Source organism: Kribbella sp. NPDC056861, from assembly GCF_040687575.1.
Taxonomy (GTDB): domain Bacteria; phylum Actinomycetota; class Actinomycetes; order Propionibacteriales; family Kribbellaceae; genus Kribbella.
The window spans coordinates 1,045,276-1,068,282 of the sequence record NZ_JBFBNQ010000001.1; the positions used below are offsets into that span (position 1 = coordinate 1,045,276).

Annotated in this window: 25 protein-coding genes; 7 read left to right on the forward strand and 18 right to left on the reverse strand. The window is 67.9% G+C overall.

Going from position 1 to position 23,007, the window contains the following annotated elements; genetic code table 11:
* Positions 1-74 precede the first annotated feature (74 nt).
* Positions 75-878: a GNAT family N-acetyltransferase gene (locus tag AB0P21_RS04715; protein ID WP_363693704.1), complete on the forward strand. Its 804-nt coding sequence runs from the start codon at positions 75-77 to the stop codon at positions 876-878.
* Between the two features lie 31 nt (positions 879-909).
* Positions 910-1,365 carry a PaaI family thioesterase gene (locus AB0P21_RS04720; RefSeq protein ID WP_363693705.1) on the forward strand — a complete coding sequence of 152 codons (456 nt, stop codon included), beginning with the start codon at positions 910-912 and terminating at the stop codon, positions 1,363-1,365.
* 365 nt (positions 1,366-1,730) lie between these two features.
* Here the strand turns inward: AB0P21_RS04720 and AB0P21_RS04725 are convergent, their stop codons facing one another.
* The 15 genes from AB0P21_RS04725 to dxr form a co-directional block, all read right to left on the reverse strand.
* A complete protein-coding gene (locus tag AB0P21_RS04725; RefSeq protein ID WP_363693706.1) occupies positions 1,731-3,494 on the reverse strand; it encodes a proline--tRNA ligase in 1,764 nt (587 codons plus the stop codon).
* A gap of 101 nt (positions 3,495-3,595) precedes the next feature.
* The gene (locus tag AB0P21_RS04730) at positions 3,596-3,967 is read right to left on the reverse strand and encodes a DoxX family protein (protein WP_363693707.1); all 372 of its coding nucleotides are present in this window, start codon (positions 3,965-3,967) and stop codon (positions 3,596-3,598) included.
* 42 nt (positions 3,968-4,009) lie between these two features.
* Entirely contained in the window at positions 4,010-5,347 is a 1,338-nt protein-coding gene (locus tag AB0P21_RS04735) for a M14 family zinc carboxypeptidase (RefSeq protein ID WP_363693708.1), read from the reverse strand.
* An 86-nt stretch (positions 5,348-5,433) separates the two neighbouring features.
* Positions 5,434-6,258, reverse strand: a complete 825-nt coding sequence (locus tag AB0P21_RS04740; protein ID WP_363693709.1) for a GNAT family N-acetyltransferase — start codon at positions 6,256-6,258, stop codon at positions 5,434-5,436.
* Positions 6,259-6,268: 10 nt separating this feature from the next.
* Positions 6,269-7,531: an MFS transporter gene (locus AB0P21_RS04745; protein ID WP_363693710.1), complete on the reverse strand. Its 1,263-nt coding sequence runs from the start codon at positions 7,529-7,531 to the stop codon at positions 6,269-6,271.
* Positions 7,521-7,997 (reverse strand): N-acetyltransferase, encoded by a 477-nt coding sequence (locus AB0P21_RS04750; RefSeq protein ID WP_363693711.1) that lies wholly within the window; start codon positions 7,995-7,997, stop codon positions 7,521-7,523. Before AB0P21_RS04750 ends, AB0P21_RS04745 begins: the two co-directional genes overlap by 11 nt.
* The gene (locus AB0P21_RS04755) at positions 7,994-8,647 is read right to left on the reverse strand and encodes a VOC family protein (protein ID WP_363693712.1); all 654 of its coding nucleotides are present in this window, start codon (positions 8,645-8,647) and stop codon (positions 7,994-7,996) included. The genes AB0P21_RS04750 and AB0P21_RS04755 overlap by 4 nt, the downstream gene beginning before the upstream one ends.
* On the reverse strand, positions 8,644-8,808 hold the full coding sequence (locus tag AB0P21_RS04760; RefSeq protein ID WP_363693713.1) for a CopG family transcriptional regulator: 165 nt from the start codon (positions 8,806-8,808) through the stop codon (positions 8,644-8,646). The genes AB0P21_RS04755 and AB0P21_RS04760 overlap by 4 nt, the downstream gene beginning before the upstream one ends.
* Before the next feature lie 51 nt (positions 8,809-8,859).
* On the reverse strand, positions 8,860-9,195 hold the full coding sequence (gene trxA, locus AB0P21_RS04765) for a thioredoxin (protein ID WP_363693714.1): 336 nt from the start codon (positions 9,193-9,195) through the stop codon (positions 8,860-8,862).
* A complete protein-coding gene (locus AB0P21_RS04770; RefSeq protein WP_363693715.1) occupies positions 9,192-9,557 on the reverse strand; it encodes a MerR family transcriptional regulator in 366 nt (121 codons plus the stop codon). Before AB0P21_RS04770 ends, trxA begins: the two co-directional genes overlap by 4 nt.
* A gap of 69 nt (positions 9,558-9,626) precedes the next feature.
* Positions 9,627-10,175, reverse strand: a complete 549-nt coding sequence (locus AB0P21_RS04775) for a nucleosidase (protein WP_363693716.1) — start codon at positions 10,173-10,175, stop codon at positions 9,627-9,629.
* A 16-nt stretch (positions 10,176-10,191) separates the two neighbouring features.
* Complete coding sequence (locus AB0P21_RS04780; protein WP_363693717.1) at positions 10,192-11,949, reverse strand: cytochrome c biogenesis protein CcdA; 1,758 nt, start codon at positions 11,947-11,949, stop codon at positions 10,192-10,194.
* Between the two features lie 139 nt (positions 11,950-12,088).
* Complete coding sequence (gene ispG, locus AB0P21_RS04785; RefSeq protein ID WP_363693718.1) at positions 12,089-13,240, reverse strand: flavodoxin-dependent (E)-4-hydroxy-3-methylbut-2-enyl-diphosphate synthase; 1,152 nt, start codon at positions 13,238-13,240, stop codon at positions 12,089-12,091.
* A 27-nt stretch (positions 13,241-13,267) separates the two neighbouring features.
* Positions 13,268-14,581, reverse strand: a complete 1,314-nt coding sequence (locus AB0P21_RS04790) for a M50 family metallopeptidase (RefSeq protein ID WP_363693719.1) — start codon at positions 14,579-14,581, stop codon at positions 13,268-13,270.
* The gene (dxr, locus tag AB0P21_RS04795; protein ID WP_363693720.1) at positions 14,578-15,816 is read right to left on the reverse strand and encodes a 1-deoxy-D-xylulose-5-phosphate reductoisomerase; all 1,239 of its coding nucleotides are present in this window, start codon (positions 15,814-15,816) and stop codon (positions 14,578-14,580) included. The genes AB0P21_RS04790 and dxr overlap by 4 nt, the downstream gene beginning before the upstream one ends.
* 60 nt (positions 15,817-15,876) lie before the next feature.
* Here dxr and AB0P21_RS04800 point away from each other — a divergent pair, with 60 nt between their 5' ends.
* The 3 genes from AB0P21_RS04800 to AB0P21_RS04810 all read left to right on the forward strand — a co-directional run bounded on the left by AB0P21_RS04800 (position 15,877) and on the right by AB0P21_RS04810 (position 18,073).
* Positions 15,877-16,455, forward strand: a complete 579-nt coding sequence (locus tag AB0P21_RS04800; RefSeq protein WP_363693721.1) for a DUF1707 domain-containing protein — start codon at positions 15,877-15,879, stop codon at positions 16,453-16,455.
* Positions 16,456-16,552: 97 nt separating this feature from the next.
* Complete coding sequence (locus tag AB0P21_RS04805; RefSeq protein ID WP_363693722.1) at positions 16,553-17,716, forward strand: acyl-CoA dehydrogenase family protein; 1,164 nt, start codon at positions 16,553-16,555, stop codon at positions 17,714-17,716.
* A 72-nt stretch (positions 17,717-17,788) separates the two neighbouring features.
* On the forward strand, positions 17,789-18,073 hold the full coding sequence (locus AB0P21_RS04810; RefSeq protein WP_363693723.1) for a hypothetical protein: 285 nt from the start codon (positions 17,789-17,791) through the stop codon (positions 18,071-18,073).
* 6 nt (positions 18,074-18,079) lie between these two features.
* On the opposite strand, the gene AB0P21_RS04815 is transcribed toward AB0P21_RS04810, so the two are convergent.
* Complete coding sequence (locus AB0P21_RS04815) at positions 18,080-18,784, reverse strand: SDR family oxidoreductase (RefSeq protein ID WP_363693724.1); 705 nt, start codon at positions 18,782-18,784, stop codon at positions 18,080-18,082.
* Positions 18,785-18,855: 71 nt separating this feature from the next.
* Between AB0P21_RS04815 and AB0P21_RS04820 the strand changes: the two genes are divergently transcribed.
* Both AB0P21_RS04820 and AB0P21_RS04825 read left to right on the forward strand, forming a co-directional pair.
* Positions 18,856-19,767 carry a LysR family transcriptional regulator gene (locus AB0P21_RS04820; protein WP_363693725.1) on the forward strand — a complete coding sequence of 304 codons (912 nt, stop codon included), beginning with the start codon at positions 18,856-18,858 and terminating at the stop codon, positions 19,765-19,767.
* Positions 19,768-19,820: 53 nt separating this feature from the next.
* Positions 19,821-20,192, forward strand: coding sequence for a nuclear transport factor 2 family protein (locus AB0P21_RS04825; protein WP_363693726.1), 372 nt, complete (start codon positions 19,821-19,823; stop codon positions 20,190-20,192).
* 3 nt (positions 20,193-20,195) lie between these two features.
* Here AB0P21_RS04825 and rny read toward each other — a convergent pair whose 3' ends face one another.
* A complete protein-coding gene (gene rny, locus AB0P21_RS04830) occupies positions 20,196-21,932 on the reverse strand; it encodes a ribonuclease Y (protein ID WP_363693727.1) in 1,737 nt (578 codons plus the stop codon).
* Positions 21,933-22,391: 459 nt separating this feature from the next.
* Positions 22,392-22,913 carry an antitoxin gene (locus AB0P21_RS04835; protein WP_363693728.1) on the reverse strand — a complete coding sequence of 174 codons (522 nt, stop codon included), beginning with the start codon at positions 22,911-22,913 and terminating at the stop codon, positions 22,392-22,394.
* Positions 22,914-23,007: the final 94 nt, after the last annotated feature.

A 23,007-nucleotide genomic window follows, 5' to 3' on the forward strand; every position in this document is an offset into this window, starting at 1 on the left:
TCCTCCCGTAAGGCCATTATCCCGCTCTACCCTTACAGCTGACAGAACGGCGTGGCGAGTGCCACAGTGATCCGATGGGCTCATCGATCCTGCCGCCCGAGGGCGAGCACCTCGCAACCGGCTGGGAGCCCGAACTCCCAGCCGCTGACTCGCTGGTCCGCCAGGCAGTCCTGGCGCACGCCTCCTGGGCAGTCGACGCCGCCCAACGCGCCGGCCGCCCCTGGCACGACGGCGACTCCTGGGCCGGCGGCATCGTCGCCGACCGCGGCTCGATCACGAACTGGGTCGTCGCCAAACAACCCGTCGACCCCAACGCGATCCTCACCGAGGTCGCCGCGCTCTTCCCGCCGTCGGTCCCCTACCTGTACGTCAGCCCCTGGCCGACCGGCGACCTCCGCCCCCACGGTCTCGGCCTGGCCGGGCACCCACCACTCATGCTCCGCCTCCCCGGTACTGCGACCACTCCACCAGCCACGTCGCTGGAGATCCGGCGGGTGACCACTGCCGCCGGGTTGGAAGACGCCGAGCGTGTTCTGGTCGAGGGCTATCCGTTGCCTGAGTTGCAGCCCTACTCCCCCGGCAGCCTGTACTCCGCTTCGTTCCTCGACGGCCCGTCAACAGTCTTCGTCGGGTACGACGGCGACGTACCGCTGGCAACCGCCACGGCCCACACGGCGGCCGGGGTGACGGTGGTCGAGAACGTCGCCGTGATGCCTGCCGCACGAGGTCGAGGCGCCGGCGCTTCGGTCACCTGGGCGGCTACCACCCACCATCCGGACCAGCCCGCCGTTCTCATCGCCAGCGACGACGGCCAGCCGGTCTACGAACGACTCGCCTACCTACGTGTCGAGCGCTGGACCGTCTGGGTGCGAGGCTGACCGCCAACTGCAGCTCTTGGAGGGGACTTGGATGGACGAGCGGACTTTGGAGCAGGCTGAACCTGCTGTCCAGGAGCGGATCCGGACGAGCTTCCAGTTGCAGGGGTTGATGTCGCATCTTGGCGCCCGGTTGAGTCATATCGGGCCCGGGCGGGTGCACATTGTTTTGCCGAGCCGTCCTGAAGTGACGCAGCAGCATGGGTATTTCCATGCTGGGGCTACTAGTTCTATTGCGGATAGCGCAGGTGGGTATGCGGCTTTCACGCTGTTTCCCGAGGGGACTTCGGTGCTGACGGTGGAGTACAAGATCAATTTGCTGTCACCGGCTGAAGGTGAGTATTTGGAGGCGGTGGGTGAGGTGCTGAAGGCGGGGCGGACGCTGAGTGTTTGCCGGCTGGAGGTTTATGGGGTGGTGGGGGCGAAGCGGTCGCTGGTGGCTACGGGGCAGCAGACGTTGATCCAGATAGAGGCCCGCGGCGAGGGGTAAGTTGCTGGGGTGATGTTGTGGTGAGTGTGGGCGGGGTCGTTGCCTGCTGAGCATGTGCGACTAGCCAGGCATCACTGCGTCAAGCCCAGTCACCTGCCGATCGAACAGATCGGTTAGCCACCACCGTGCTGCGCGTCGCCCGACCCTGGCAAGCAGCAACGGACTGCCCCAGCCGCGTGCAGATCGCGCATCGCGACCACCACGCAGTCGCACTCGCGCGACGAAGGAGCGGCTTCACGGGCGGGCGGGAGCACCCAGAGCAGCGAGCGACGCAGGAGCGAGCCGCGCCGGGCGCGCGGGACGCAGTACCCCACAAAACAAAACCGCCGCCCCCACCCGAAGGTGAGAGCGGCGGTCGAAAAGCATCAGCCGCGAACGACAGCCACCAGATGATCAACAACCTCGCCGACCGCGACATCGGAGCGCTCGCCCGAGCGACGGTCCTTGACCTCGATCGTCCCGTCGGCAAGCCCCTTGCCCACCACAGCGATCGTGGGGACCCCGAGCAGCTCGGCGTCCTTGAACTTCACCCCGGGAGAGACCTTCTCCCGGTCGTCGTAGATCACCGACAGCCCCCGCCCTTCCAGCTCGGCAGCGATCGACGCCGCCTTGGCGAACAGCTCAGGGTCCTTGCCGGTAGCAATCAAGTGCACATCGGCGGGCGCGATCTCGCGCGGCCAGATCAGACCGAACTCGTCGTGGTTCCCCTCGGCGATCGCAGCGACAGCACGCGTCACGCCGACACCGTAGGAGCCCATGGTGACGGTCACGAGCTTGCCGTTCTGGTCGAGCACCTTGAGGTCCAGCGCCTCGGCGTACTTCTTGCCGAGCTGGAAGATGTGTCCCATCTCGATCCCGCGCGCCGACGACAGCGGACCCGAACCATCAGGCGCCTCGTCACCGTCGCGCACCTCGGCCGCCTGGATCGTGCCGTCGGCGGTGAAGTCGCGACCGTGCACCAGGTTGAGCACGTGGTACCCGGTCTTGTCCGCGCCGGTCACCCACGCCGAACCCTCGGCGACCCGGGGGTCGAGCAGGTAGCGGATCTTCGACGAGTTCTCCGACCCGAGCACACCGGGACCGATGTACCCCTTGGCCAGCGCCGGGTTCTTCTCGAAGTCGGCCTCGTCGAAGGCGACGACCTCGGCGGGCTCGACCTGCGCGCCCAGCCGCTTCTCGTCGAGGTTCCGGTCGCCCGGTACGCCGATCGCCAGCGGCTCGCGGGTGCCGTCGGGGTTGACCAGCATCACGATCACGTTCTTCAGCGTGTCCGCCGCGGTCCACGCGCGACCGTCCGGGCGGGCGTGCTTCGCGTTCAGCACCTCGACCAGGGTGTCGATGGTCGGCGTGTCCGGAGTGTCGACCACCTCGGCGGCGGGCACACCGGAAGCGTCCAGGGCCGGTGACTGCGGCACCAGCACGGCCTCGACGTTCGCCGCGTAACCACCGGCGGAGCGGACGAAGGTGTCCTCGCCGTTCTCGGCGATCGCCAGGAACTCCTCCGACGCCGAGCCGCCCATCGCGCCCGACATCGCCTTCACGATCACGTAGTCGAAGCCGAGCCGGTCGAAGATCTTGATGTACGCCTGCCGGTGCAGGTCGTACGACGCCTGCAGCCCGTCCTGGTCGATGTCGAACGAGTACGAGTCCTTCATCACGAACTCACGCCCGCGCAGCACGCCGGCCCGCGGCCGCGCCTCGTCGCGGTACTTGTTCTGGATCTGGTAGATCGACAGCGGCAGATCCTTGTACGACGAGTACAGGTCCTTCACGACGAGGGTGAACATCTCCTCGTGCGTGGGCCCGAGCAGCATGTCGGCGCCCTTGCGGTCCTTCAGCCGGAACAGGTTCGGTCCGTACTCCGTCCAGCGGCCGGTCGCCTCGTAGGGCTCGCGGGGCAGCAGCGACGGGAAGACCAGCTCCTGGGCGCCGATCGCGTCCATCTCCTCGCGCACGATCGACTCGACCTTGCGCAGCACCTTCAGCCCGAGCGGCAGCCAGGTGTAGACACCGGGCGCGGCACGACGGATGTAGCCGGCCCGGACCAGCAGCCGGTGGCTCGGGACCTCCGCGTCCGCCGGGTCCTCGCGAAGGGTGCGAAGGAACAGCGACGACATGCGCAGAATCACGGGAATCTCCAAGCAAGTGAACAGGTGGTGGAAGAACTACTGACAGCAAAGAGGATATCCGGCCGCCGGTAGCAATCTCACCACCTTTCCACAGGCCCCCTCTAGCTGCCTTCGCGGGATGCCTTCAGCGCCGCCCGGATCATCGGGATCTGCAGCGGCAGCCGGGCGAATCCGATCGCCTTGGCCCGCGGTGATCCCTTCCGGTTCAGGTCGAGCGCCATTTGCACGTTCGCCGGGAAGACGGCGGCCAGCAGGCCCACACTGGCCAGCCCGGCCGCCCGTCGCGTCCGCGGGTGCAGCAGCCCCGCCGCGCAGGCGATCTCGGCCACACCGGAGGCGTAGACGAGCTCTTTCTTGCGCGGCAGCTGCCGCGGCACGATCTTCTCGAACGGCTCCGGCCGCACGAAGTGCAGCACCCCCATCACGCCGAACATCACGGCCAGCCCGGTGGTGCTCTTGCTCCGTCTGCTCATGCGGACGACCATAGCCGATCGTGTTACCCGCGGGTAAGGAGCCTACGGAAGCTTCCCGTACGGCGTCGCCGCCGCGCGGGCGGCGTACAGCAGGGCCTGTTTCTGGGCCGGCCACAACGTGCTCGAGAAACAGCTGTACGCCGGGAAGAAGCCGCCGCAACTCCCCGAGTCCGGCCCGATCTCGAACGTGTACGACGGCACGCCGCGGGTCCCGTACAGCCAGTCGTCGGTCGCACCCGGCGCGAAGTACCCGACCCCGCCGTCACCGGTCGAGACCGGATACCCGTTCAACGCCCCCATCTTCTTGCCCAAGGCAACCAGTGCGGCGCGGTTCGGCGCGGCCGTGTTGGTGTACCCGTACGGCGCCAGGATGTCGTTGCCGAAACTGTGCAGCGTCAGGAACACGCCGGTGGTGTCGGCCGCGGCCGGCTCCCCCACCGCGCCCTTGGTGTCCCGGAAGATCTTGTCCAGCAGCCCTTGGACCGCGACGGTCTCCGGCTCGGACACCGCCTTCGGCCCGGGATAGGTCTCGTCGCACGGACCGCCCTGTTGCACGTCCCACTGGAAGCTCGAGTTCCGGTTCAGGTCGACGCCGGCGTCGGCCACCGGGCAGCCGCCCTTGGTGTTGTCGACGTTCTTGCGCTGCATCACCGGCTCGCTCGGGTTCGTCGCGACCACGTCGACACCGTCGGGATTCGCGATCGGGATCACCCACAGCTCGCGGGTGTCCAGCAACGAGGTGATCGCCGGATCCGACCCGTACGACGTGACCAGCAGATCGATCCACTGGTACGCGATCTCACCGGTCGCGATCTCGCGCGCGTGGATCTGGGTGTGCAGCACGAACTTCGGCTTCTTGCCGGTGCTGTTCAAGGCACAGTCGCCAGCAGCACGCTTGCTGATGCACAAAGCCTGGATGTCGTGCCCACCCTGGCCCTTGGTCTTCTTCCAGGAGTCGCCGATGTCGTACAGCTTCACCAGGTCCGGGTGTGCGGCTGTTACCGCCGCGTTGTGCTGCTCGTGTCCTGCAGTCGTGTGATAGCCGCCGTAGTACGTAGTACCGGCTGCGGCTGCTGTGGAGCGGTCGACCGGCTGGTAGACGGTGCCGGTCTTGCCGACGATCACACCGCGGCCACGGAGGCGGTTGGCCTCGGCAGGAGTCGCGACGAGCGTGGGGCGGGCAGCGTGGCCGTGGGTGATGTCGTAGCCGTCCCGAATCAGGTCGGCAGCAGTCAGCCCGGCGGGCAGCTTGAGCGAGTAGTAGGAGGGCCTGTTGTCGACAGGTGCCGGGGGCACGGCTGCTGACGGGCCTGGGGCGAAGCCGGCGACGGCAATCGCGACGGTGGCCAGGCTGGCCAGGGAGACAGCAACTCTTCGCATGAAGTTCCTTCGGCTGGGCGGGGGCGGCGCTGCCGCTCAGCAAACCTCACCAGTGGTCACCGGACCATCACAGTGAGCGCTCAGCCTTAGAACAGGATGGTGGCAAAGGTCTCGATGGTCCGGAAACCGACCCGCTCGTACGCCGCTCGCGCGGGCGTGTTGAAGGCGTTGACGTAGAGCGTGACCACCGGCGAGATCTCCCGCGCCAGCTCGACCACGGCCGCCATCCCCGCGGCAGCCAGCCCCTGGCCACGTCGTTCCGGGTCCACCCAGACGCCCTGGATCTGGCAGACGCCGCTGCCGACCGAGCCGATCTCGGCCTTGAAGACGACCTTGCCGTCCTCGATCCGGGCGAACGCGCGGCCGGCCCGGATCAGCTCGGCCACCCGCGACCGGTAAAAGGTGCCGTCCGGTCCCGTCTGCGGCGGTACGCCGACCTCCTCCGTGTACATCGCCACGCAGGCCGGGTACAGGATTCCCAGCTCGACCGGCTCGACCTGGCGGACCAGCGGGTCGGGCGCGATCACCGGCGAGTCCTCGATCACCATGAACGGCTGCTCGCCGCGGACCTCCCGCGCCGGACCCCAGTGCGGCTCGAGCGCGGTCCACAGCTGGTCGACCGCCCGGGCCGGGCCGAGGATCTGGAAGCAGTTGCGGCCCCGGCGCAGCGCGTACGCCGCGAACGAGCGCAGCGCGGCCTCCCCCGCCCCGACCGGCACCATGTTGCCGCCGGCATGGCAGAGCGCCTCGAGTTCGCCCTTCTCGACGTATCCCCAGACCTCCGCGCCGCGGCGCGGGTCGAGCCCCGAGGCCTGCACCAAGGAGTCGACGAAGACGTTCACGACCGGATCGCGGGCGATGACGGCCCTCGCTGCTGAGAGGTCGCGAGGACCCAGTACCCGTACGCCCACGCCGCAGAACTTAGCTGATTACTTCGCCTTCGGCGCGCAACGGGTCGTGCGCCGCCGCAATTCGCCGCAACGGCGAGGTCCAGGCGACCCCGACGGCGACGAAACCGAACAGCCCCATCACCACCATCGCGGGCCGTACGCCGAGCTGGCTGCTGATCACTCCGGCGACGATCGAGCCGAGGGTCCAGCCCACTCCCCACGACAACATCCGGCCGGCCGTGTTGACTCGGCCGAGCAACTGCTCCGGCGTCACCTGCTGCCGGTAGGAGACGGAGTTGACGATCACCAGCACGTACGCCGAACCCCAAGTCAGCAAGGCGATCGAGGCCAGCGGCCAGCTCGGCATCAGCACCGTGACGATCCCCAGAACGGCCGAGAAAGGAAGCGCGTAGAGCGTGATCGCGGCCGCCGGCAACCGCTTCAGCAACCGCGGCAACGCGACCGCGGCGGTCAGCCCGCCGATCCCCCAGGCGCCGAACACCAGCCCGAACCGCAGACCCGAAGTACCGACGTCCAGAACGCGGTCGCACCAGACCACCATCAGCGCGACGAACCCACCGCCGGCGAACGACTGCAGCGAGCCCACGATCGTCATCGTCCGCACTCCGGCGTGGCGGACCAGGAACAGCACCCCTTCGGCGATGTCCGCGAAGATGACCCGCGGCCGCAACGGTGCCTGGTCGGCCCGCTGCTCCGACATCACCCGGACGATGCCGCGGACTGCGAGGGCCGAGGCAACGAAACTCAGCGCGTCCAGCGTGAGCAGACTGGCCGGGCTGAGCACCGCGAGCGTGAGTCCCGCGAGCGGCGGGACGAACAGCTCGATCAGGCTGCCCGCGGTCCACACCGCCGCGTTCGCCTGCGCGACCCGCGCCCGCCCGACCAGCACCGGCAACGCCCCGAAGTTGGCACCGTCGAAGAACGTGAAGACCGTCTGCACGACGAACCCGACCACCAGCACCTGCGCGACCGTCAGCACCCCGAGCAGGTGCGCCACCGGGATCGAGCCGATCACCACGGCGTTGATCAGGTCGGCGGAGACCATCACCCGCTTGCGGTTCCAGCGATCCGAGAGTGCGCCCGCGAACAGCCCGGTCAGCAGGTACGGCGCTGCCTCCAGCGCCGTCACCAACGCGGTCAGGAACGGCGAACCGGTCAATCGGTAGACGAGCACAGGCAAGGCGACAGCCGTCACCATCGAGCCCGTCATCGAGAACGACCGCGCCAGCCAGTACCGCCGGAAGTCGGCGTCGTCACGCAACCTAGAGGTCAAGGGCCATCCACATCAGCTCATCCCCGAGCTCACGATCCGGCGTACTCCGCGCCGTCCCGAACCCATTCTTGCGGTAAAACCCGATCGCCGGTTCGTTCGTCACCAAAACATCGAGCAGTAACTGATCGACCCCTCTCGGCAACGCCGCGATCGCCGCGTCCAGCAGCGCTTTGCCGACGCCCTGCCCCTGGTACTCCGGCAGCACATAAAGCTTCCACATCACCCAGAAACCCTGCTCCTGCCCGAGCCCGACCATCCCCACGACCTGCTCGTCATCGGCAACAGCCACCAAGGTGATGCCCTTGTCAATACTCCGCTCGACCGCCTGCACCGACCACCACTCGGCCAGCCCGTGCTGCATGAACTCGTCCGACACCAGCCCGTCGTACGCCACCGGCCAGGTCTTCAGCCCGACCGCCCGCACCGCCTCGACATCGTCGAGCTCCGCCCGCCGCACCCGGATCATCCGAGCACCCGCACGCTCTGCCCGTCGGGATCCTTCACAGTCAGCACGCCGTCGCTCAACTCCGCCGGATATCCAGCCGATGCCAGCCGCGCGGCCACCTCCGCCAGACTCTCGGAGGTCGCCAGCTCGATCCGTACGTCGAACGCCGCTGCCTCCCGGAACTTCACCAGCTCGGGACTGTCACCACCGAGCACCGCGAGCAGACGCTCCCAGCCGGCCTGGTCGGCCGTCCCGAGCACCGGCGTCACCGACCACCGCACATCCGGCTCCGCGGCATGCAGCTTGTAGCCGTAGAGATCCTTGCTGCGCTCATCGATCCACAGCTTGGCGCCGTCCGGCCCACTCGCCGTCAGCACCCGCCCGAACGCCTCGTCGAAGATGCTGGCGTCGTCGTACCCCGCCGCCTCGAACCGGCCCAGCAGCTCGTCGATGTCATCCGCCTCGAACGCCAGCTTCGTCTCACCCTGCGCGGCTCCCGTGGTGGAGCCGGTGGCACTGTGCAGCGCCACCATGCCCCGGCCGGCGACCATGTCGACCCAGCCGCCGCGCTCCGACTCGATCCGCGAGCGCAGCCCCAGCGCTTCCAGAAACGCCCGCATCCCGGCCACCTGGTCGGTGAACCGCAATGGGCGAACCACTACCTCCGTCATCCCCGCGCCTCCTGATGCTCGGCCAGGTACGCCGTCAACGCCTGCTCGACGAGGGCGGACAGGCTCGCGCCCTCGTCGATCGCCTGGTGCTTGATCCGGCGGATCAGCTCCGGTGGCAGGTAGACGTTGAACTGCGCCTTCTTGGCGGCTTCCTCGGTCATGCTCGGATGCTAGCAATCTAGCTAGCTACCAAGCAAGAGGCGCGGAGTGGTTCAGACCACCGTCAGCAGCGCGTCGTCGAGCTCCTTCAGTAGTTTCGCCTTCGGGCGGGCGCCCACCACCGACCAGATCAGCTCGCCGTGATGGAACAGCATCAGCGTCGGCAGCGCCATCACCCGGTACTTCGCGGAGATCGCCGGGTTCTCGTCGGAGTTCACCTTCACCACCGTCAGCCGGTCGGCGCGCTCGGCGGCGACCTGCTGCAGGATCGGCACGATCTGGTGGCACGGCGGGCACCACTGCGCCCAGAAGTCCACCAGCACGGGCTTGTCGGCGCCCAGCACCACCTGGTCGAAGTTGGCCTCGTCCGCGGTGAGTAGTTCGGTCATACCTTGGTCCTCCAGTTCTCGGCATCGGTCAGGAGGTCGGCCAGCTTGGCTCGTAGCTCGGTCAGCTCGGCGATCCGTCGATCCACCTCGTCGATCCGGGCCCGGTACGCCGTCAGTGACGCCGGGCAGACGTCGGCGCGATCGTTCCCGGCCCGCAGGCACTCGATGAACGGATACGTCTGCTCCGCGGTCAGCCCGAGCGACAACAGCGCCTTGACCTCCCGCACCACGATCACGTCCTCGGCGCTGTAGAGCCGGTACCCGTTGGCCTCTCGCCGGGGCTTCAAGAGCCCCTGCGACTCGTAGTACCGGACTGCCTTGACCGTCACGCCGGCCTCAGCCGCCAAGTCACTGATGTGCATGCCGCCTCCTCTGACCACGACGCTAAACCCTGCCCCTGGGGGCAAGGTCAAGCGTAGGTGTCAGGGTGCTCAGTGCAACTCGGCGCGAAGCCACTCGCCCAGGACCTTGGCGCTGGCCTCGACCATCGCAGGCCAATCGAGGGCGGTCTCGTCGGCCGAATCGGAGACGTGCTTGACCAACCGCACCGGTACGCCGAACTGCCGGCAGGCGAACGCCACGCCGTACGCCTCCATGTCGACCAGGTGGGCTCGCTCGGCCAGCTTCGCCCTGACCACCGGATCGGTGACGAACACATCGCCCGAGGCGAGCACCGTGCCGTCGCCGCCCTCGATCAGCAGCGACTCCTTCGGGTCCAGCCCGATCGCCCGGACGGCTTCCGCGTTGATGTCGTGGTTGACGACCTCGCTCGGCAGGTAGAGCCCGGCCAGGCCGTCGCGCAGCGCGCCCGTCGTACCGATGTTCAGGACGACCAGGTTGCAGGTGTCGCGACCGGCCAGGGCCTGCGCGGTGATCACCGCCGCCGCCGTCTTGCCGACCCCGGTGATGACCACCGGGATCCCTTCCGGAACGTACCGAGCCTCGCCGCGGGTCGCGCTGACCACCATGTACTCCGTCACGCGGCGAGGGTACCGGTCACCCGAAGCTGAAGGTGAAGGCGGAGACGCCCGCGCTGTAGGTCAGCGTCATCGTCTTGCGTTCCTGAGCGGGCTTGTCGACCAGCTGGTAGGCGTTCGGCGTACCGGAGACCTTGACGATTTTGTCCGGCTCGCCGGGGATCGACACGGTCACGGTGCCATCGCCGGATAGGACGTGGAACACCTTGGCCGCCTGGAAGTTGAGGCGGGCCTGCGAACCCTTGCTCGAGGTGACGCTCTGCGTGCCGACCGCCCAACTGCCGCCGAGGCTGAAGGTGTCGTCCGGCTGCGTCGCGTTGAGGCCGAAGGCAACGGTCTTGTTCGGGGTGAGCTTGCCGGTGCCGTTGAGGTTGGTCGACCTCGAGTAGCCCAGGTAGGTCTCCGGCGTGGTGCCCTCCGCGCCGATCGAGTCCGCCTGCACAGTGCCGTCCACCGGCGACGGCAACTGGACGTTCGGGTTGGCAGCCTTCAGCAGTTCGCGGATCTGGTTCTCGGTCTGGCCGTAGTCGCCTTCACCGAACTTGATCGACCGGACGGTGCCTTCGGCATCGACCAGGTACTTCGCCGGCCAGTACTGGTTGCGATAGGCGGTCCAGGTCGCCAGGTTGTTGTCCTGCCCGACCGGATAGCCGATCTTCTCCTTGCTGATCGCCGACTGCACGTTGCCGGCCGACTTCTCGAACGCGAACTCCGGCGAGTGGATGCCGACAATCTGCAACCCGAGCGACTTGTACGCCTTGTCCCAGGCCAGCAGGTGCGGGGTAGCACGCTGGCAGTTGATGCACGAGTAGGCCCAGAAATCGACCAGTACGACCTTGCCCTTCAACCCGGCCAACGTCGCCGGCTGCCCACCCGGGGTGTTGAACCACTTCTGCGTACCCCGAAACTCCGGCGCCGCGCCACAAGAAGCCAACTCCGCGACACCTGGGGTGCACTTGGCCAGCTCTTCGCCGCCGACCCCGATCGCCGGGGCCAGCGCGCCCTGCACGGTCTTGTTCTCCGCGACCTTCTTCTCCAGCCCGCTGGTGTAGCTGGGCAGCGAGCGCTGGATCACGTCGGTGATGTTGAAGGCCAGCGCGATCGCCAGCAGGATCATCACGATGCCGCCACCGACGCGGAAGCCGCGAGCGTGATCGCGGTACGCCTTGACCCGCTGCGAGATCCGCGACCCGGCGGACGCGAAGATCAGCAACGGCAGCGCCGCGCCGAACGCGAAGGACACAGTCAGTACTACCGTCCGCCAGCCAACGTTGCCGGTCGCGCCGGCGACAGTGATTGCCGCGAGCACCGGTCCGGCGCAGGGAACGTAGAGGGTGCCGAGACCAAGACCGAGGACGAAGGCGCCGTTGTTGTTGCGGTTGATCTTCGGCAGCCGGTAGAACGGCTTCTCGATCCAGTGCCCGAGGGCGGGGAAGATCAGGCCGAGGCCGACCAGGGTCAGGATGGTGAGTCCGCCCCAGCGCAGGAAGTCGTCCGGCAGGCCGAGCGCGGACAGGATCACCGAGCCGGCCAGCGTGAAGACGCTGAAGCTGACGATGATCCCGGCGATGATCTTCAGCGGCCGCCAGTCCCGGGCCGGTTTGCCGAGCTCGACCTCCTCCACCAGCACGTCGCCGTCGGCAACGGTCTTGCGGGCAGGCTTGGCAGCGGTGTTGTTGGTGCCGGCGAAGAAGATGATCGGCAGCATCGGCAGGACGCACGGCGAGACACCCGTGATCAACCCACCCAGCAATCCGATCAGGGCCAAGGTGATCATGGTGCTCCATCCGAACGCAGTGACGAACAGGTCACTGGCACTTCGGGACGGCAGACCACCCGGATGGGCGCGGCGCCGGTTACGCCGCGCTTACCGCAGGCCCCGCTGACCGCAGGCTGCGCTTACTGCAGTGGGGGAATCAGCTGACGGTGACGGTGGGCTCGCCGCCCTGGACGGACTCGCCCATCTCCTCGGCCAGCCGCATCGCCTCTTCGATCAGGGTCTCGACGATCTTCGACTCGGGCACCGTCTTGATCACCTCGCCCTTGACGAAGATCTGGCCCTTGCCGTTGCCGGAGGCAACACCGAGGTCGGCTTCGCGGGCCTCGCCCGGACCGTTCACGACACAGCCCATCACGGCGACCCGAAGCGGGACCTCCATGCCCTCGAGGCCGGCGGTGACCTGCTCGGCCAACGTGTAGACGTCCACCTGGGCGCGGCCGCAGGACGGGCAGGAGACGATCTCCAGCTTGCGCTCGCGCAGGTTCAGCGACTGCAGGATCTGCAGGCCGACCTTGACCTCCTCGACCGGCGGCGCGGACAGCGAGACCCGGATGGTGTCACCGATGCCCTTGGCCAGCAGCGCGCCGAAGGCGACCGACGACTTGATCGTGCCCTGGAACGCCGGGCCGGCCTCGGTGACGCCGAGGTGCAGCGGCCAGTCGCCCGCCTCGGAGAGCAGCTCGTAGGCCTTCACCATCACGACCGGGTCGTTGTGCTTGACCGAGATCTTGAAGTCGTGGAAGTCGTGCTCCTCGAACAGCGACGCCTCCCAGACGGCCGACTCGACCAGCGCCTCGGGGGTGGCCTTGCCGTACTTCTTCAGCAGCCGCGGGTCCAGCGAGCCGGCGTTCACGCCGATCCGGATCGAGGTGCCGTGGTCCTTCGCGGCGGCCGCGATCTCCTTGATCTGGTCGTCGAACTTGCGGATGTTGCCCGGGTTCACCCGGACCGCCGCACAGCCCGCCTCGATCGCGGCGAACACGTACTTCGGCTGGAAGTGGATGTCGGCGATCACCGGGATCTGCGAGTGCTGGGCGATCTCGGCCAGCGCGTCGGCGTCGTCCTGCGACGGGCAGGCGACCCGGACGATGTCGCACCCGGCCGCGGTCAGCTCCGCGATCTGCTGCAGCGTCGTGTTGACGTCCGAGGTCAAGGTGGTGGCCATCGACTGCACGGAGATCGGAGCGTCGCCACCGACCAGCACCTTGCCCACCTTGATCTGGCGGGTCTTGCGGCGCGGGGCGAGGGTCGGCGGAGGCAGCGCGGGCATGCCCAGGGAGATGCTCATTTGTCCTTTGTCCGTTGGAGGAGGTTCTTAGCCGTTGAAGAGTCGGATCGGGTTCACGATGTCGGCGATGACGAGCAGCACGCCCATCACCACGATGACGCTGGCCGCCACATAGGCGATCGGCAGCAGCTTGGCCACGTCGACGTACCCGGGATCGGGCCGGCCGAACAGCTTGGCGAAGCCGCGCCGGATGCCTTCCCAGATCGCGCCGATCATGTGCCCGCCGTCGAGCGGCAGCAGCGGAATGAAGTTGAACAGGGCGAGGAACAGGTTCAGCGAGGCGAGCAGCGAGACCAGGAACGCGATCCGGGCCGGCACCGTCAGGTCCTGGTTCGAGGCGACCTCACCGGCCACGCGGCTGGCGCCGACGACGCTCATCGGGCTGTTCTCGTCGCGCTCGCCGCCGACGATCGACTTGGCGACGCCGACCAGCTTCTCCGGGAAGTTGCCGAGCGCCTTGACGGTGGCGACGGTCAGCTCGCCCATCTTGTCGACGACGAAGCCGAAGTCCTGCCGGACCACCTTCTGCTCCGGTGAGACCCCGAGGAAGCCGACCGAGACGATCTTGTCCGAGCCGGCCTTCTCCACCACCTGGTTGAGGATGGTGTTGGTGGTCAGCGTCACCTGCTGACCGTTCCGCTCGACCACGATGGTCGCGGCCTTGTCGGTGTTCGCCCGGATCAGCGGGGTCAGGTCGTCCCAGGAGTTGATGGTGCTGCCGTTGAAGGACAGGATCTTGTCGCCGACCTGGAAGCCGGCCGTCTTGGCCGGCGAGACCTTGTCGGCGTTCGTGCAGACGCGGTCCGGCTTGGCTGCCTCCGACGCGGGGATCACACAGTCGGTGACGGTGGCGACGGTGGTCTGAGCGACGTTGGCGCCGTACAGCATGAACAGGCCGCCGAACAGGACGAACGCGATCACCACGTTCACCAGCGGGCCGGACGCCATCACGATCAGCTTCTTCCACCACACCTTCTGGTAGAACAGCCGCCCGTTGTCGGCCGGATCGATCGTCTCGTACTCCGCCGTGCGGGCGTTCTCGACCAGCGACTGGATCGGCCCGGTGTTGGCCTTGCGCACCTTGCTCGGGTCCTGCCCCTTGGCCGGCGGCATCATCCCGATGATCCGGACGAACCCACCGGCCGGAATCGCCTTGAAGCCGTACTCGGTCTCCCCGCGCTTGGTCGACCAGACCGTCTTGCCGAAGCCGACGAAGAACTGCGTGACCTTCATGCCGAACGCCTTCGCGGGCAGCATGTGACCCATTTCATGCAGCGCGACCGACGCCAGAATGCCGATCACGAACAGCACCACGCCGATGAAAGTGAGGAGTGCGCTCATACCTGTGTGGTCTCCTGGGCCTCTTTGTTGCCGCTGTCGTCCGTGGTACCGGTCAGTTCGCGGGCCCGGGCGCGGGCCCAGGCGTCCGCGGCGAGCACGTCGTCGACGGACAGTTCCTCGTACGAGGGTACGTCGTGTTCGGTCACCACCCGGGCGACGGTGTCGACGATGCCGAGGAACGGCAGCCGGCCGTTGCGGAACGCCTCGACGCAGACCTCGTTCGCCGCATTCAGGACGGCGGGCGCAGTACCGCCGCGCTCCCCCGCCTCGCGGGCCAGCTGGACGGCCGGGAAGGCCTCGTTGTCGAGCGGCTCGAACTCCCAGGAGGACGCCGTGGTCCAGTCGCAGCTCGGCGCGGCGTCCGGAATCCGGTCGGGCCAGCCAAGTGCGAGCGCGATCGGCAGCCGCATGTCCGGCGGCGAGGCTTGGACCATGGTGGAGCCGTCGACGAACTCGACCATCGAGTGCACGATCGACTGCGGGTGCACGACGACCTCGATCCGGTCCATCGGCAGGCCGTAGAGCAGGTGCGCCTCGATCACCTCGAGGCCCTTGTTGATCAGGTTCGCGGAGTTGATCGTGATCACCGGGCCCATGTCCCAGGTCGGGTGGTTGGCCGCCTGCTCCGGGGTCACGTCGGCCATCTCGGCGCGGCTGCGGCCACGGAACGGCCCGCCGCTCGCGGTCACCACCAACCGGCGTACCTCGTCGGCGGTGCCGGCGCGCAGACACTGGGCGATCGCGCTGTGCTCGGAGTCGACCGGAACGATCTGGCCCGGCTTGACCCGCTTGACGACGAGTGGGCCGCCGATGACGAGTGACTCCTTGTTGGCGAGCGCGAGCGTCGTACCGGCGTCCAGGGCGGCCAGGGTGGGCCGCAGTCCGACTGATCCGGTGATGCCGTTCAGTACGACGTCGCAGGTCAGGCCGGCCAGTTCGGTCGAGGCGTCCGGCCCGGTGATGATCTTCGGGATCCGGAACTGTCCCTGGGCATAGCCGCGCTTCTGCGCCTCGGCGTAGAAGGCCAACTGCAGGTCTTGCGCCGTCGTGGCCTTGGCGACCCCGACCACCTCGACCTCGAACTCCAGCGCCTGCTGCGCGAGCAGGCCGACGTTGTCGCCGCCCGCGGACAGCGCGAGCACCCGGAACCGATCCCGGTTCCGGCCGATCAGCTCGAGGGCCTGCGTCCCGATCGAGCCGGTCGAACCGAGGATGACGACGGTGCGTTGATTCACGCGACCTATTGTCACAGGTGCCGGCCACCGGTCGGGCCTCGGCAGCGCTACCGTTGGCTCATGAGTCTGGAACAGCCCCCGCCCGCCCGCAGGGCCTCCGATCACGACCGCGAACGCGCCGCCGCGGTGATCCAGGAAGCGCACAGCGACGGCCGGCTGGACTTCGAGGAACTGGACGAGCGGCTGACGCAGATCTACGCCGCCAAGACCGAGATCGAACTGCGAACCGCCACCGCGGACCTGGAGCCGGTCGCGCACGGCAGCAACTCGGCCGAGCTGACGATCCGCGCCAAGCACAGCGCGCAGAAGCGCGAAGGCGCCTGGGTGGTGCCGGAGCGGGTCACCGCCGTCGCCGAGCACTCGTCGGTGAAGCTCGACTTCACCGACGCGGTGGTCCGCTGGCGTGAGGTGCACGTGGAGGCACACGCCAAGCACAGCTCGGTGGTGATGGTGGTGCCGCACGGCTGGAGCGTCGACATCGACAACGTCGACATGGTGCACAGCGCGGCCAAGAACAAGGCGACCGCGCCGACCGCGGGCGGCGTACGGCTCGTCGTCACCGGGCAGGCCAAGCACGGGTCGATCGTCGTCCGGCATCCGCGGAAGCGGCACTGGTGGTGGCCCTGGTACTCGAAGTGAGGCCATCGGGTGCTTCGACTGCCTCGACTGCTTCGAGTGCCTCGAGTGTGAGTTCTTCCTCAGGGTGTTGAGGCGCTGTTGCCGTTAGCGTGTGGGCATGACCGTTTCGCTGGATCTCGTGGATGTCGACTCGCTGCTCACCGAAGAGGAAGTCGCGATCAGGGCGACGGCCCGGCGCTTCGCGGACGAGCGGTTGCGGCCGCAACTGCCGGAGTGGTTCGAGTCGGCGAGCATTCCGGCGCGGGAACTGGCGAAGGAGCTCGGCGCGCTCGGACTGCTGGGGATGCACCTGACCGGCTACGGATGCGCCGGTCTCGGACCGGTGGCCTACGGGCTCGCCTGCCTGGAGATCGAGGCGGCCGACTCCGGGATGCGGTCGCTGGTGAGCGTGCAGGGATCGCTGGCGATGTACGCGATCTGGAAGTACGGCAGTGAGGAGCAGAAGAACGAGTGGCTGCCGCGGATGGCCGCCGGCGAGGCGATCGGCTGCTTCGGGCTGACCGAGCCCGACTTCGGGTCGAACCCCGGCGGCATGCGCACGAACGCGCGCCGCGACGGCGACGACTGGGTGCTGAACGGTTCGAAGATGTGGATCACCAACGGGTCGGTGGCCGACGTCGCGGTGGTCTGGGCCAAGACGGACGATGGGGTGCGCGGTTTCGCAGTACCGACTGACACGCCGGGGTTCTCGGCGCCGGAGATCACCCGGAAGATGTCGCTGCGGGCCTCGGTGACGTCGGAGCTGATCTTCGACGACGTCCGGCTGCCGGCCTCTGCCCTGCTGCCCGAGGCCCGCGGACTGTCCGGCCCGCTGGGCTGCCTGAACGAGGCACGCTTCGGGATCATCTTCGGCGCGATGGGCGCGGCCCGCGACTGCCTGGAGACCGCGATCGCGTACGCCGGTGAGCGCCAGGTCTTCGACAAGCCGCTCTCGGCGTACCAGCTGACCCAGGCGAAGCTCGCGGACATGGCCGTCGAGCTGAACAAGGGCATCCTGCTCGCCGTCCACCTCGGCCGCCTGAAGGAGAGGGGCACACTGCGCCCCGAACAGGTCAGCGTCGGCAAACTCAACAACGTCCGCGAAGCGATCGCGATCGCCCGCGAGTGCCGCACGATCCTGGCCGCGAACGGCATCAGCGGCGAGTACCCGATCATGCGGCACGCCAACAACCTCGAGTCCGTCCTCACCTACGAAGGCACCTCCGAGGTGCACCAACTCGTCATCGGCCAAGCCCTGACCGGCCAGGCAGCCTTCCGCTGAGTGCATGACCTTCCGTGAATCGGGTACTTTGAGTAAGCACTCATTCACGGAAAGTCACTCCTGGAGGTGGCGATGAGGATCAACGGGGGAATTGCGGTCATCGTGGTCGGTGCCGTTCTCGCTTTCGCGGTTCGTGGCGGCGACTCGAGCAAGATCAACCTCACCGCGGTCGGCATCATCATCATGCTCGGCGGCGTCTTCGGGCTCTGGTTCTCGTACCGGCTGGCCAACGCCAAGCACGCCGACGAGATCGAGCTGATCAAGCCGTCGGTCGAGGAGCAGTACACGACCGAGCCGCATCACTATGTGATCGACGAGCAGATCGACGTCACTCCCAGCCATATGCCCAAGGAGTAGTCCGGCTCAGACCAGGCGGGCGCCGCCGTCGAGGTGCAGGACGGTGCCGGTCAGGAACGGATTGGTGATCGCGCCCAGGACCGCCGCCGAGATGTCTTCCGGAGTACCGATCCGGCGGGCCGGGTTACGCGTCGCGACGTCGGCGAACATCTTGTCCTTGTCCGCGCCCATCCCGTCCCACGCACCGGAGTCGACGATGCCCGGCGACACCGCGTTGACGCGGACCGGCGCCAGTTCGACCGCGAGCGCCTGAGCCAGGAACGCCACAGCACCGTTCGTGGTCGCCGTGACGGCCATCCCGGGCCGCGGCCGCCAAGCCACGATCCCGGAGAAGAGCGTCACCGACGCCGTCGGCCGCAGATGCTTGACCAGCAGCAGGGCACCGATCACCTTCACATCGAAGGCGCGGGTGATCACCTCCCGGTCCAACTCCTCCACCGGACCTTTCGCCGGAGCGTTGGCCAGCGAGATCAGGTGATCAACCGGTCCGTGCTGCTGCGCGAGCGCGGCAATCGACTCTTCGTTGCTCAGGTCAACGACCGCGGTCGCCACCTCACCTTCGATCGCCTCAGCCACAGCCCGTACTGCGGAAGCGCTGCGCCCGGTGATCGTCACGTGCGCGCCCTGATCGACGACGTCCTGAGCGATCCGCCGGCCGATCCCCGACGTTCCCGCCACGATCACCACTTGGCTGCCTTTGAGTTCTGTCATGCCATCCAGCCTGATCGCCGAAACCCATCAGCACAAAGACAACTTTTTGTGGCCACCCATAGAATTCTCCTATGCCAACGCTCCGAGCCCTAGAGTGCTTCGTCGCCACCGTCGAGGCGGGATCGATCACCCAGGCCGCCGCGCGGTTGCACCTGTCCCAACCAGCGCTCTCCCACCAGATCGCAGTCCTGGAGAGCGAACTCGGCTCTCCCCTCCTCGAACGACTCCCCCGCGGAATCAGGCCGACCGCAGCCGGCCGGGAGGCGCTCACCCACGCCCGCGGAGCCTTGGAGGCGGCTGACCGCGTCGTCCAGGCAGGTCGCGCGGTGGCCGCACTCGACGAAGGACAACTCCGGATCGGCTGCGCCGGCTCGATGACCGCCGGCCTGGTCGCTCCCCTGCTCCGCACCTGGCGCAAGCGTCACCCCCGCGTCCGCCTGGTCCTGCAAGAACGGAACAGCGCCGACGCACTAGCGGCGATGATCACCGCCGACGAGATCGACGTCGCGATCAGCCCGCGACCGACCCGCTGGGACGGCGCCGTCGACCTCATCAGCAGCGAGGAAGTCGTCGTCGTCTTCGCCACCGGCGACCCCCTCGGCGATCAGCCCGGTCCCGTCCCGATCAGTGCCCTGCACAACTACCCAGTCATCCAGTACGCCGGTCCGCATGGCCTGGCCGGCTGGCTCGACGGACTGTTCGTCGAGCACCACGTCTCGCCTGAGGTCGTCATCCGCACCAGGCAAACCACCTCGGCGCCCGCCTTGGCCGCGGCGGGGCTGGGAGCGGCCGTAGTACCGGTCAGTGGGGTGCCGGCCGGGTTTGCGGGGACCGTGCATCGACTGGATCCGCCGCAGTCGCGGGATGTGGTCGCGCTGACGGCCGGGCGCAGCGACGTACTCGTGGCACGGTTTGTCGCTTCGGCTCAGGCAACCGGTCTGCGGATCCCGGCCGCTGTGGCGCGCCAGCTCGATCCGGTTTAAGACTGGCTGAAGACCGCGCCTCAGGCTGGGCGGAAGAAGGGCGGGTGGTTGCCATGACCGACAAGAATCGCGACCTGCTGGAGCGTCTCTGGCCGATGGACGGGCAGCTCGCGCTGTCCGCCGAGGCCGAGCACGAACTGCGGACCGAGGACTACGTGCTGGAGATGCCGCAGTCCGGCGAGCGGATCGTCGGCCGGGACACGATGCGCGCGATGCAGCGCGAGTATCCGGCACCGCCCTCGATCGAGATCCAGCGGATCATCGGCGAGGGCGACCACTTCGTCGTGCTCGGGCGCTCGGACTACGGCGGCGAGATCTTCCATGTGGCGAACATCGTCGAGTTCGCCGACGGCCGGATCGCCCGCGAGACCCGGATTTACGGATCGCCGTTCGAGCCGCCGGCCTGGCGCGCGAAGTACCAGTGAACGCTACTTCGCGACCTCGGTCGCGCGGGATTCGCGCACCACGGTGACGCGGATCTGGCCCGGGTAGGTCAGCTCCTCCTCGACCTGCTTGGCGATGTCGCGCGCCATCACCTGGGCGGCGATGTCGTCGACCGCATCCGGCAGCACCATCACCCGGATCTCGCGGCCGGCCTGCATCGCGAACACCTTCTCGACGCCGTCGTGGTGCATCGCGATCTCCTCGAGCCGCTCCAGCCGCTGCACGTAGGCCTCGAGCGACTCGCGCCGCGCACCCGGCCGGCCACCGCTGATCGCGTCCGCGGCCTGGGTCAGGACCGCCTCGACGGTCCGCACCTCGACCTCGTTGTGGTGCGCCTCGATGCAGTGCACGACGTCGAAGTCCTCACCGTACTTGCGGGCCAGCTCGGCCCCGACGATCGCGTGACTGCCCTCGGACTCGTGCGTCAACGCCTTGCCGATGTCGTGCAGGAACGCGCCGCGCTTGCAGCGCTCGGGGTCGAGCCCCAGCTCGGCAGCCATCATCCCGGCGAGGTGCGCACACTCGATCAGGTGCTTCAGCACGTTCTGCCCGTACGACGTGCGGTAGCGCAGCAGCCCCATCGTGCGGACCAGCTCCGGATGCAGATCGGTGATGCCGACATCGGCCATCGCGTCCTCGGCGGCCCGCTCACACAGCTCGGCGACCTCGCCCCTGCTGCGCTCGTAGATCTCCTCGATCCGGCTCGGGTGGATCCGGCCGTCGAGCACCAGCGAGTCGAGGGTCAGCCGCGCTGTCTCCCGGCGTACCGGGTCGAAGCAGGACAGCAGCACCGCCTCGGGGGTGTCGTCGATGATCAGGTTGACGCCGGTGGTCTGCTCGAAAGACCTGATGTTGCGGCCCTCGCGGCCGATGATCCGGCCCTTCATGTCGTCGCTGGGCAGGTGCACGACCGACACGACCGACTCGCTGGTCTGCTCCGAGGCCAGCCGCTGGACGGCGCCGGTGATGATCTTGCGGGCCTTGACCTCGCCCTCGTCCTGCGCCTGCCGCTCGATGTCGCGAACGATCGTGTGCGCGTGCCGCTTGGCCTCCGCCTCGATCGCGTGCACCAGCTCGGCCTTGGCCTGCTCGGTGGTCAAGTTGGCGACGCCCTCCAGGATCCGGCGGCGCTCGTCTTCCAGGTCGCGGATCTCGGCCTTGCGCTGATCGAGCTCGGCGAGCTGGGTGGTGAGTTCGCTCTGCCGCTCCTCGATCCCGCGGTGCTGCTCGTCGAGGCGTTCCTCGCGCTCGGTCAGCCGGTGCTCGCGGCGCTCCATCTCGAGACGCTGCTCGCGCAGGTCCTCGCGAATCGACTGCGCCTCGGACTCGGCCTCCCGGCGTACGTCGGAGGCGCGCTGCTCGGCTTCCCGCCGTACGTCGGACGCCCGGGTCTCCGAGTCGCGGCGGATCTCCTCAGCGCGGGTCTCGGAGTCACGCCGGATCTCCTCGGCCCGCTGCTCGGCGGACTCGGCGCGCACCCGCAGTACGGCGGCTGCTTCCTCGGCCTGCCGCGTGACGCGATCGGCGGCCGACTTGGCGTCGGCAGTGATAGTGGCCGCCTCGAGCTTGGCGTTCGCCTCGGCGGCGGTGTGGGCCGCGGACACGTCGGCGACCTTGCGGCGAGACAGCGTGAACCCGATCCAGCCCAAGAGGCCGACGATCAGCAACCCGATCAGAACGAGCCCCACAGATGCTGCCGTCGGCATGGCCGCGAGTGCCATCGGCGTCTCCCCTCTGCGAGTCGCGCCCGAGGGCGTGACGTTGTCGGCGTCAAGGGAGCACACAGCGGGGTACGACGATGAGCACCACCCGGTGCGGCGGTGCGTCGAACCCCCGGCAGGGCCGGGTCGTCCTATGCGGCAGCTCGGTCGAGCGTTGGTCTCGTGTCCCGCGCCACTGGTGATGGCCCGGGTTTACGGCCGGTCACGCCGGCCGCTGCTATGTACGCCACCTTGCGGTGGAGTGATCCCTTACTGAATCCGAGGCTAGGCGCGGCTATCCACAGGGTCAAGACGAACACCCGTGCACCGGATTCCCGGTCAAATCGAGACCTTGGTTGTCTCACTCAGGGTGAGCGGGCTGTGGTCGGGGTGCGACGGCGCCCGCCCCCTCAGACCAACGACCCGGCTCTCCACGCCGTGAGGCTGGAGAGCCGGGTCGCTGAAATGACTCCAAGCCGACTATCTCGGCCCGGGAAGCCCGCCGTCCGAGGTACCGGTCACAGTACTCCCCGTCGTCGCACCTTCAGTCCCGGAACCAGCCGAACGACTCGGGTTGCTTTCGACGTCAGGGGTCTCCCCACCGACAACCGAGCCATCCACAGCATCCGGCGACGCCTCGTCGACAGTCTCCGCGGCGTCATCCGCAGTACCGGTCGCCTCGGCGTCACTCGAGCCGCCCTGATCTACTCCAGAATCATCTGCCCCAGGCGCCGGTGTCGGTGCCTGCTCAGCGGGCGTGGCCTCACTCTTCTGCTCGGTCGAGGTGTTCCCGGCATCACCGGCGGGCTGCGAAGACTCAGCATGAGTGTCGACATAGCTGCCGACCTTCTCCTGGACCGAATCGACCTTCTCGGCGTACTTCCCGCCGGTCTGCTTGTCGATCAGGTCGCCTGCTTTCTCCACGCCCGCCTTGATCTTGTCCGGGTTTTGCTTGACGACATTCCGGAGCCAGTTCTTAGCCTGTTCCTGGAAATCGTTCATTGCACCCTCCGAGAGGTGTCAGGGGCGGATCGGACGAAAATCCCAGCCTACGGACCAGTCAAAACGATCCGTACTTCGGATCAGACACCGTCAG

Excerpts from the sequence above, each read along its gene's own strand:
- trxA (WP_363693714.1), bottom strand. The coding sequence starts at position 9,195 with ATGACCGAACTACTCACCGCGGACGAGGCCAACTTCGACCAGGTGGTG.
- AB0P21_RS04755 (WP_363693712.1), bottom strand. The coding sequence starts at position 8,647 with ATGACGGAGGTAGTGGTTCGCCCATTGCGGTTCACCGACCAGGTGGCC.
- AB0P21_RS04800 (WP_363693721.1), top strand. The coding sequence starts at position 15,877 with ATGAGTCTGGAACAGCCCCCGCCCGCCCGCAGGGCCTCCGATCACGAC.
- AB0P21_RS04805 (WP_363693722.1), top strand. The coding sequence starts at position 16,553 with ATGACCGTTTCGCTGGATCTCGTGGATGTCGACTCGCTGCTCACCGAA.
- AB0P21_RS04730 (WP_363693707.1), bottom strand. The coding sequence starts at position 3,967 with ATGAGCAGACGGAGCAAGAGCACCACCGGGCTGGCCGTGATGTTCGGC.
- ispG (WP_363693718.1), bottom strand. The coding sequence starts at position 13,240 with ATGAGCATCTCCCTGGGCATGCCCGCGCTGCCTCCGCCGACCCTCGCC.
- AB0P21_RS04750 (WP_363693711.1), bottom strand. The coding sequence starts at position 7,997 with ATGATCCGGGTGCGGCGGGCGGAGCTCGACGATGTCGAGGCGGTGCGG.
- AB0P21_RS04760 (WP_363693713.1), bottom strand. The coding sequence starts at position 8,808 with ATGACCGAGGAAGCCGCCAAGAAGGCGCAGTTCAACGTCTACCTGCCA.
- AB0P21_RS04770 (WP_363693715.1), bottom strand. The coding sequence starts at position 9,557 with ATGCACATCAGTGACTTGGCGGCTGAGGCCGGCGTGACGGTCAAGGCA.
- rny (WP_363693727.1), bottom strand. The coding sequence starts at position 21,932 with ATGGCACTCGCGGCCATGCCGACGGCAGCATCTGTGGGGCTCGTTCTG.
- AB0P21_RS04810 (WP_363693723.1), top strand. The coding sequence starts at position 17,789 with ATGAGGATCAACGGGGGAATTGCGGTCATCGTGGTCGGTGCCGTTCTC.
- AB0P21_RS04715 (WP_363693704.1), top strand. The coding sequence starts at position 75 with ATGGGCTCATCGATCCTGCCGCCCGAGGGCGAGCACCTCGCAACCGGC.
- AB0P21_RS04815 (WP_363693724.1), bottom strand. The coding sequence starts at position 18,784 with ATGACAGAACTCAAAGGCAGCCAAGTGGTGATCGTGGCGGGAACGTCG.
- AB0P21_RS04820 (WP_363693725.1), top strand. The coding sequence starts at position 18,856 with ATGCCAACGCTCCGAGCCCTAGAGTGCTTCGTCGCCACCGTCGAGGCG.
- AB0P21_RS04720 (WP_363693705.1), top strand. The coding sequence starts at position 910 with ATGGACGAGCGGACTTTGGAGCAGGCTGAACCTGCTGTCCAGGAGCGG.
- AB0P21_RS04735 (WP_363693708.1), bottom strand. The coding sequence starts at position 5,347 with ATGCGAAGAGTTGCTGTCTCCCTGGCCAGCCTGGCCACCGTCGCGATT.
- AB0P21_RS04825 (WP_363693726.1), top strand. The coding sequence starts at position 19,821 with ATGACCGACAAGAATCGCGACCTGCTGGAGCGTCTCTGGCCGATGGAC.
- AB0P21_RS04780 (WP_363693717.1), bottom strand. The coding sequence starts at position 11,949 with ATGATCACCTTGGCCCTGATCGGATTGCTGGGTGGGTTGATCACGGGT.
- AB0P21_RS04790 (WP_363693719.1), bottom strand. The coding sequence starts at position 14,581 with ATGAGCGCACTCCTCACTTTCATCGGCGTGGTGCTGTTCGTGATCGGC.
- AB0P21_RS04835 (WP_363693728.1), bottom strand. The coding sequence starts at position 22,913 with ATGAACGATTTCCAGGAACAGGCTAAGAACTGGCTCCGGAATGTCGTC.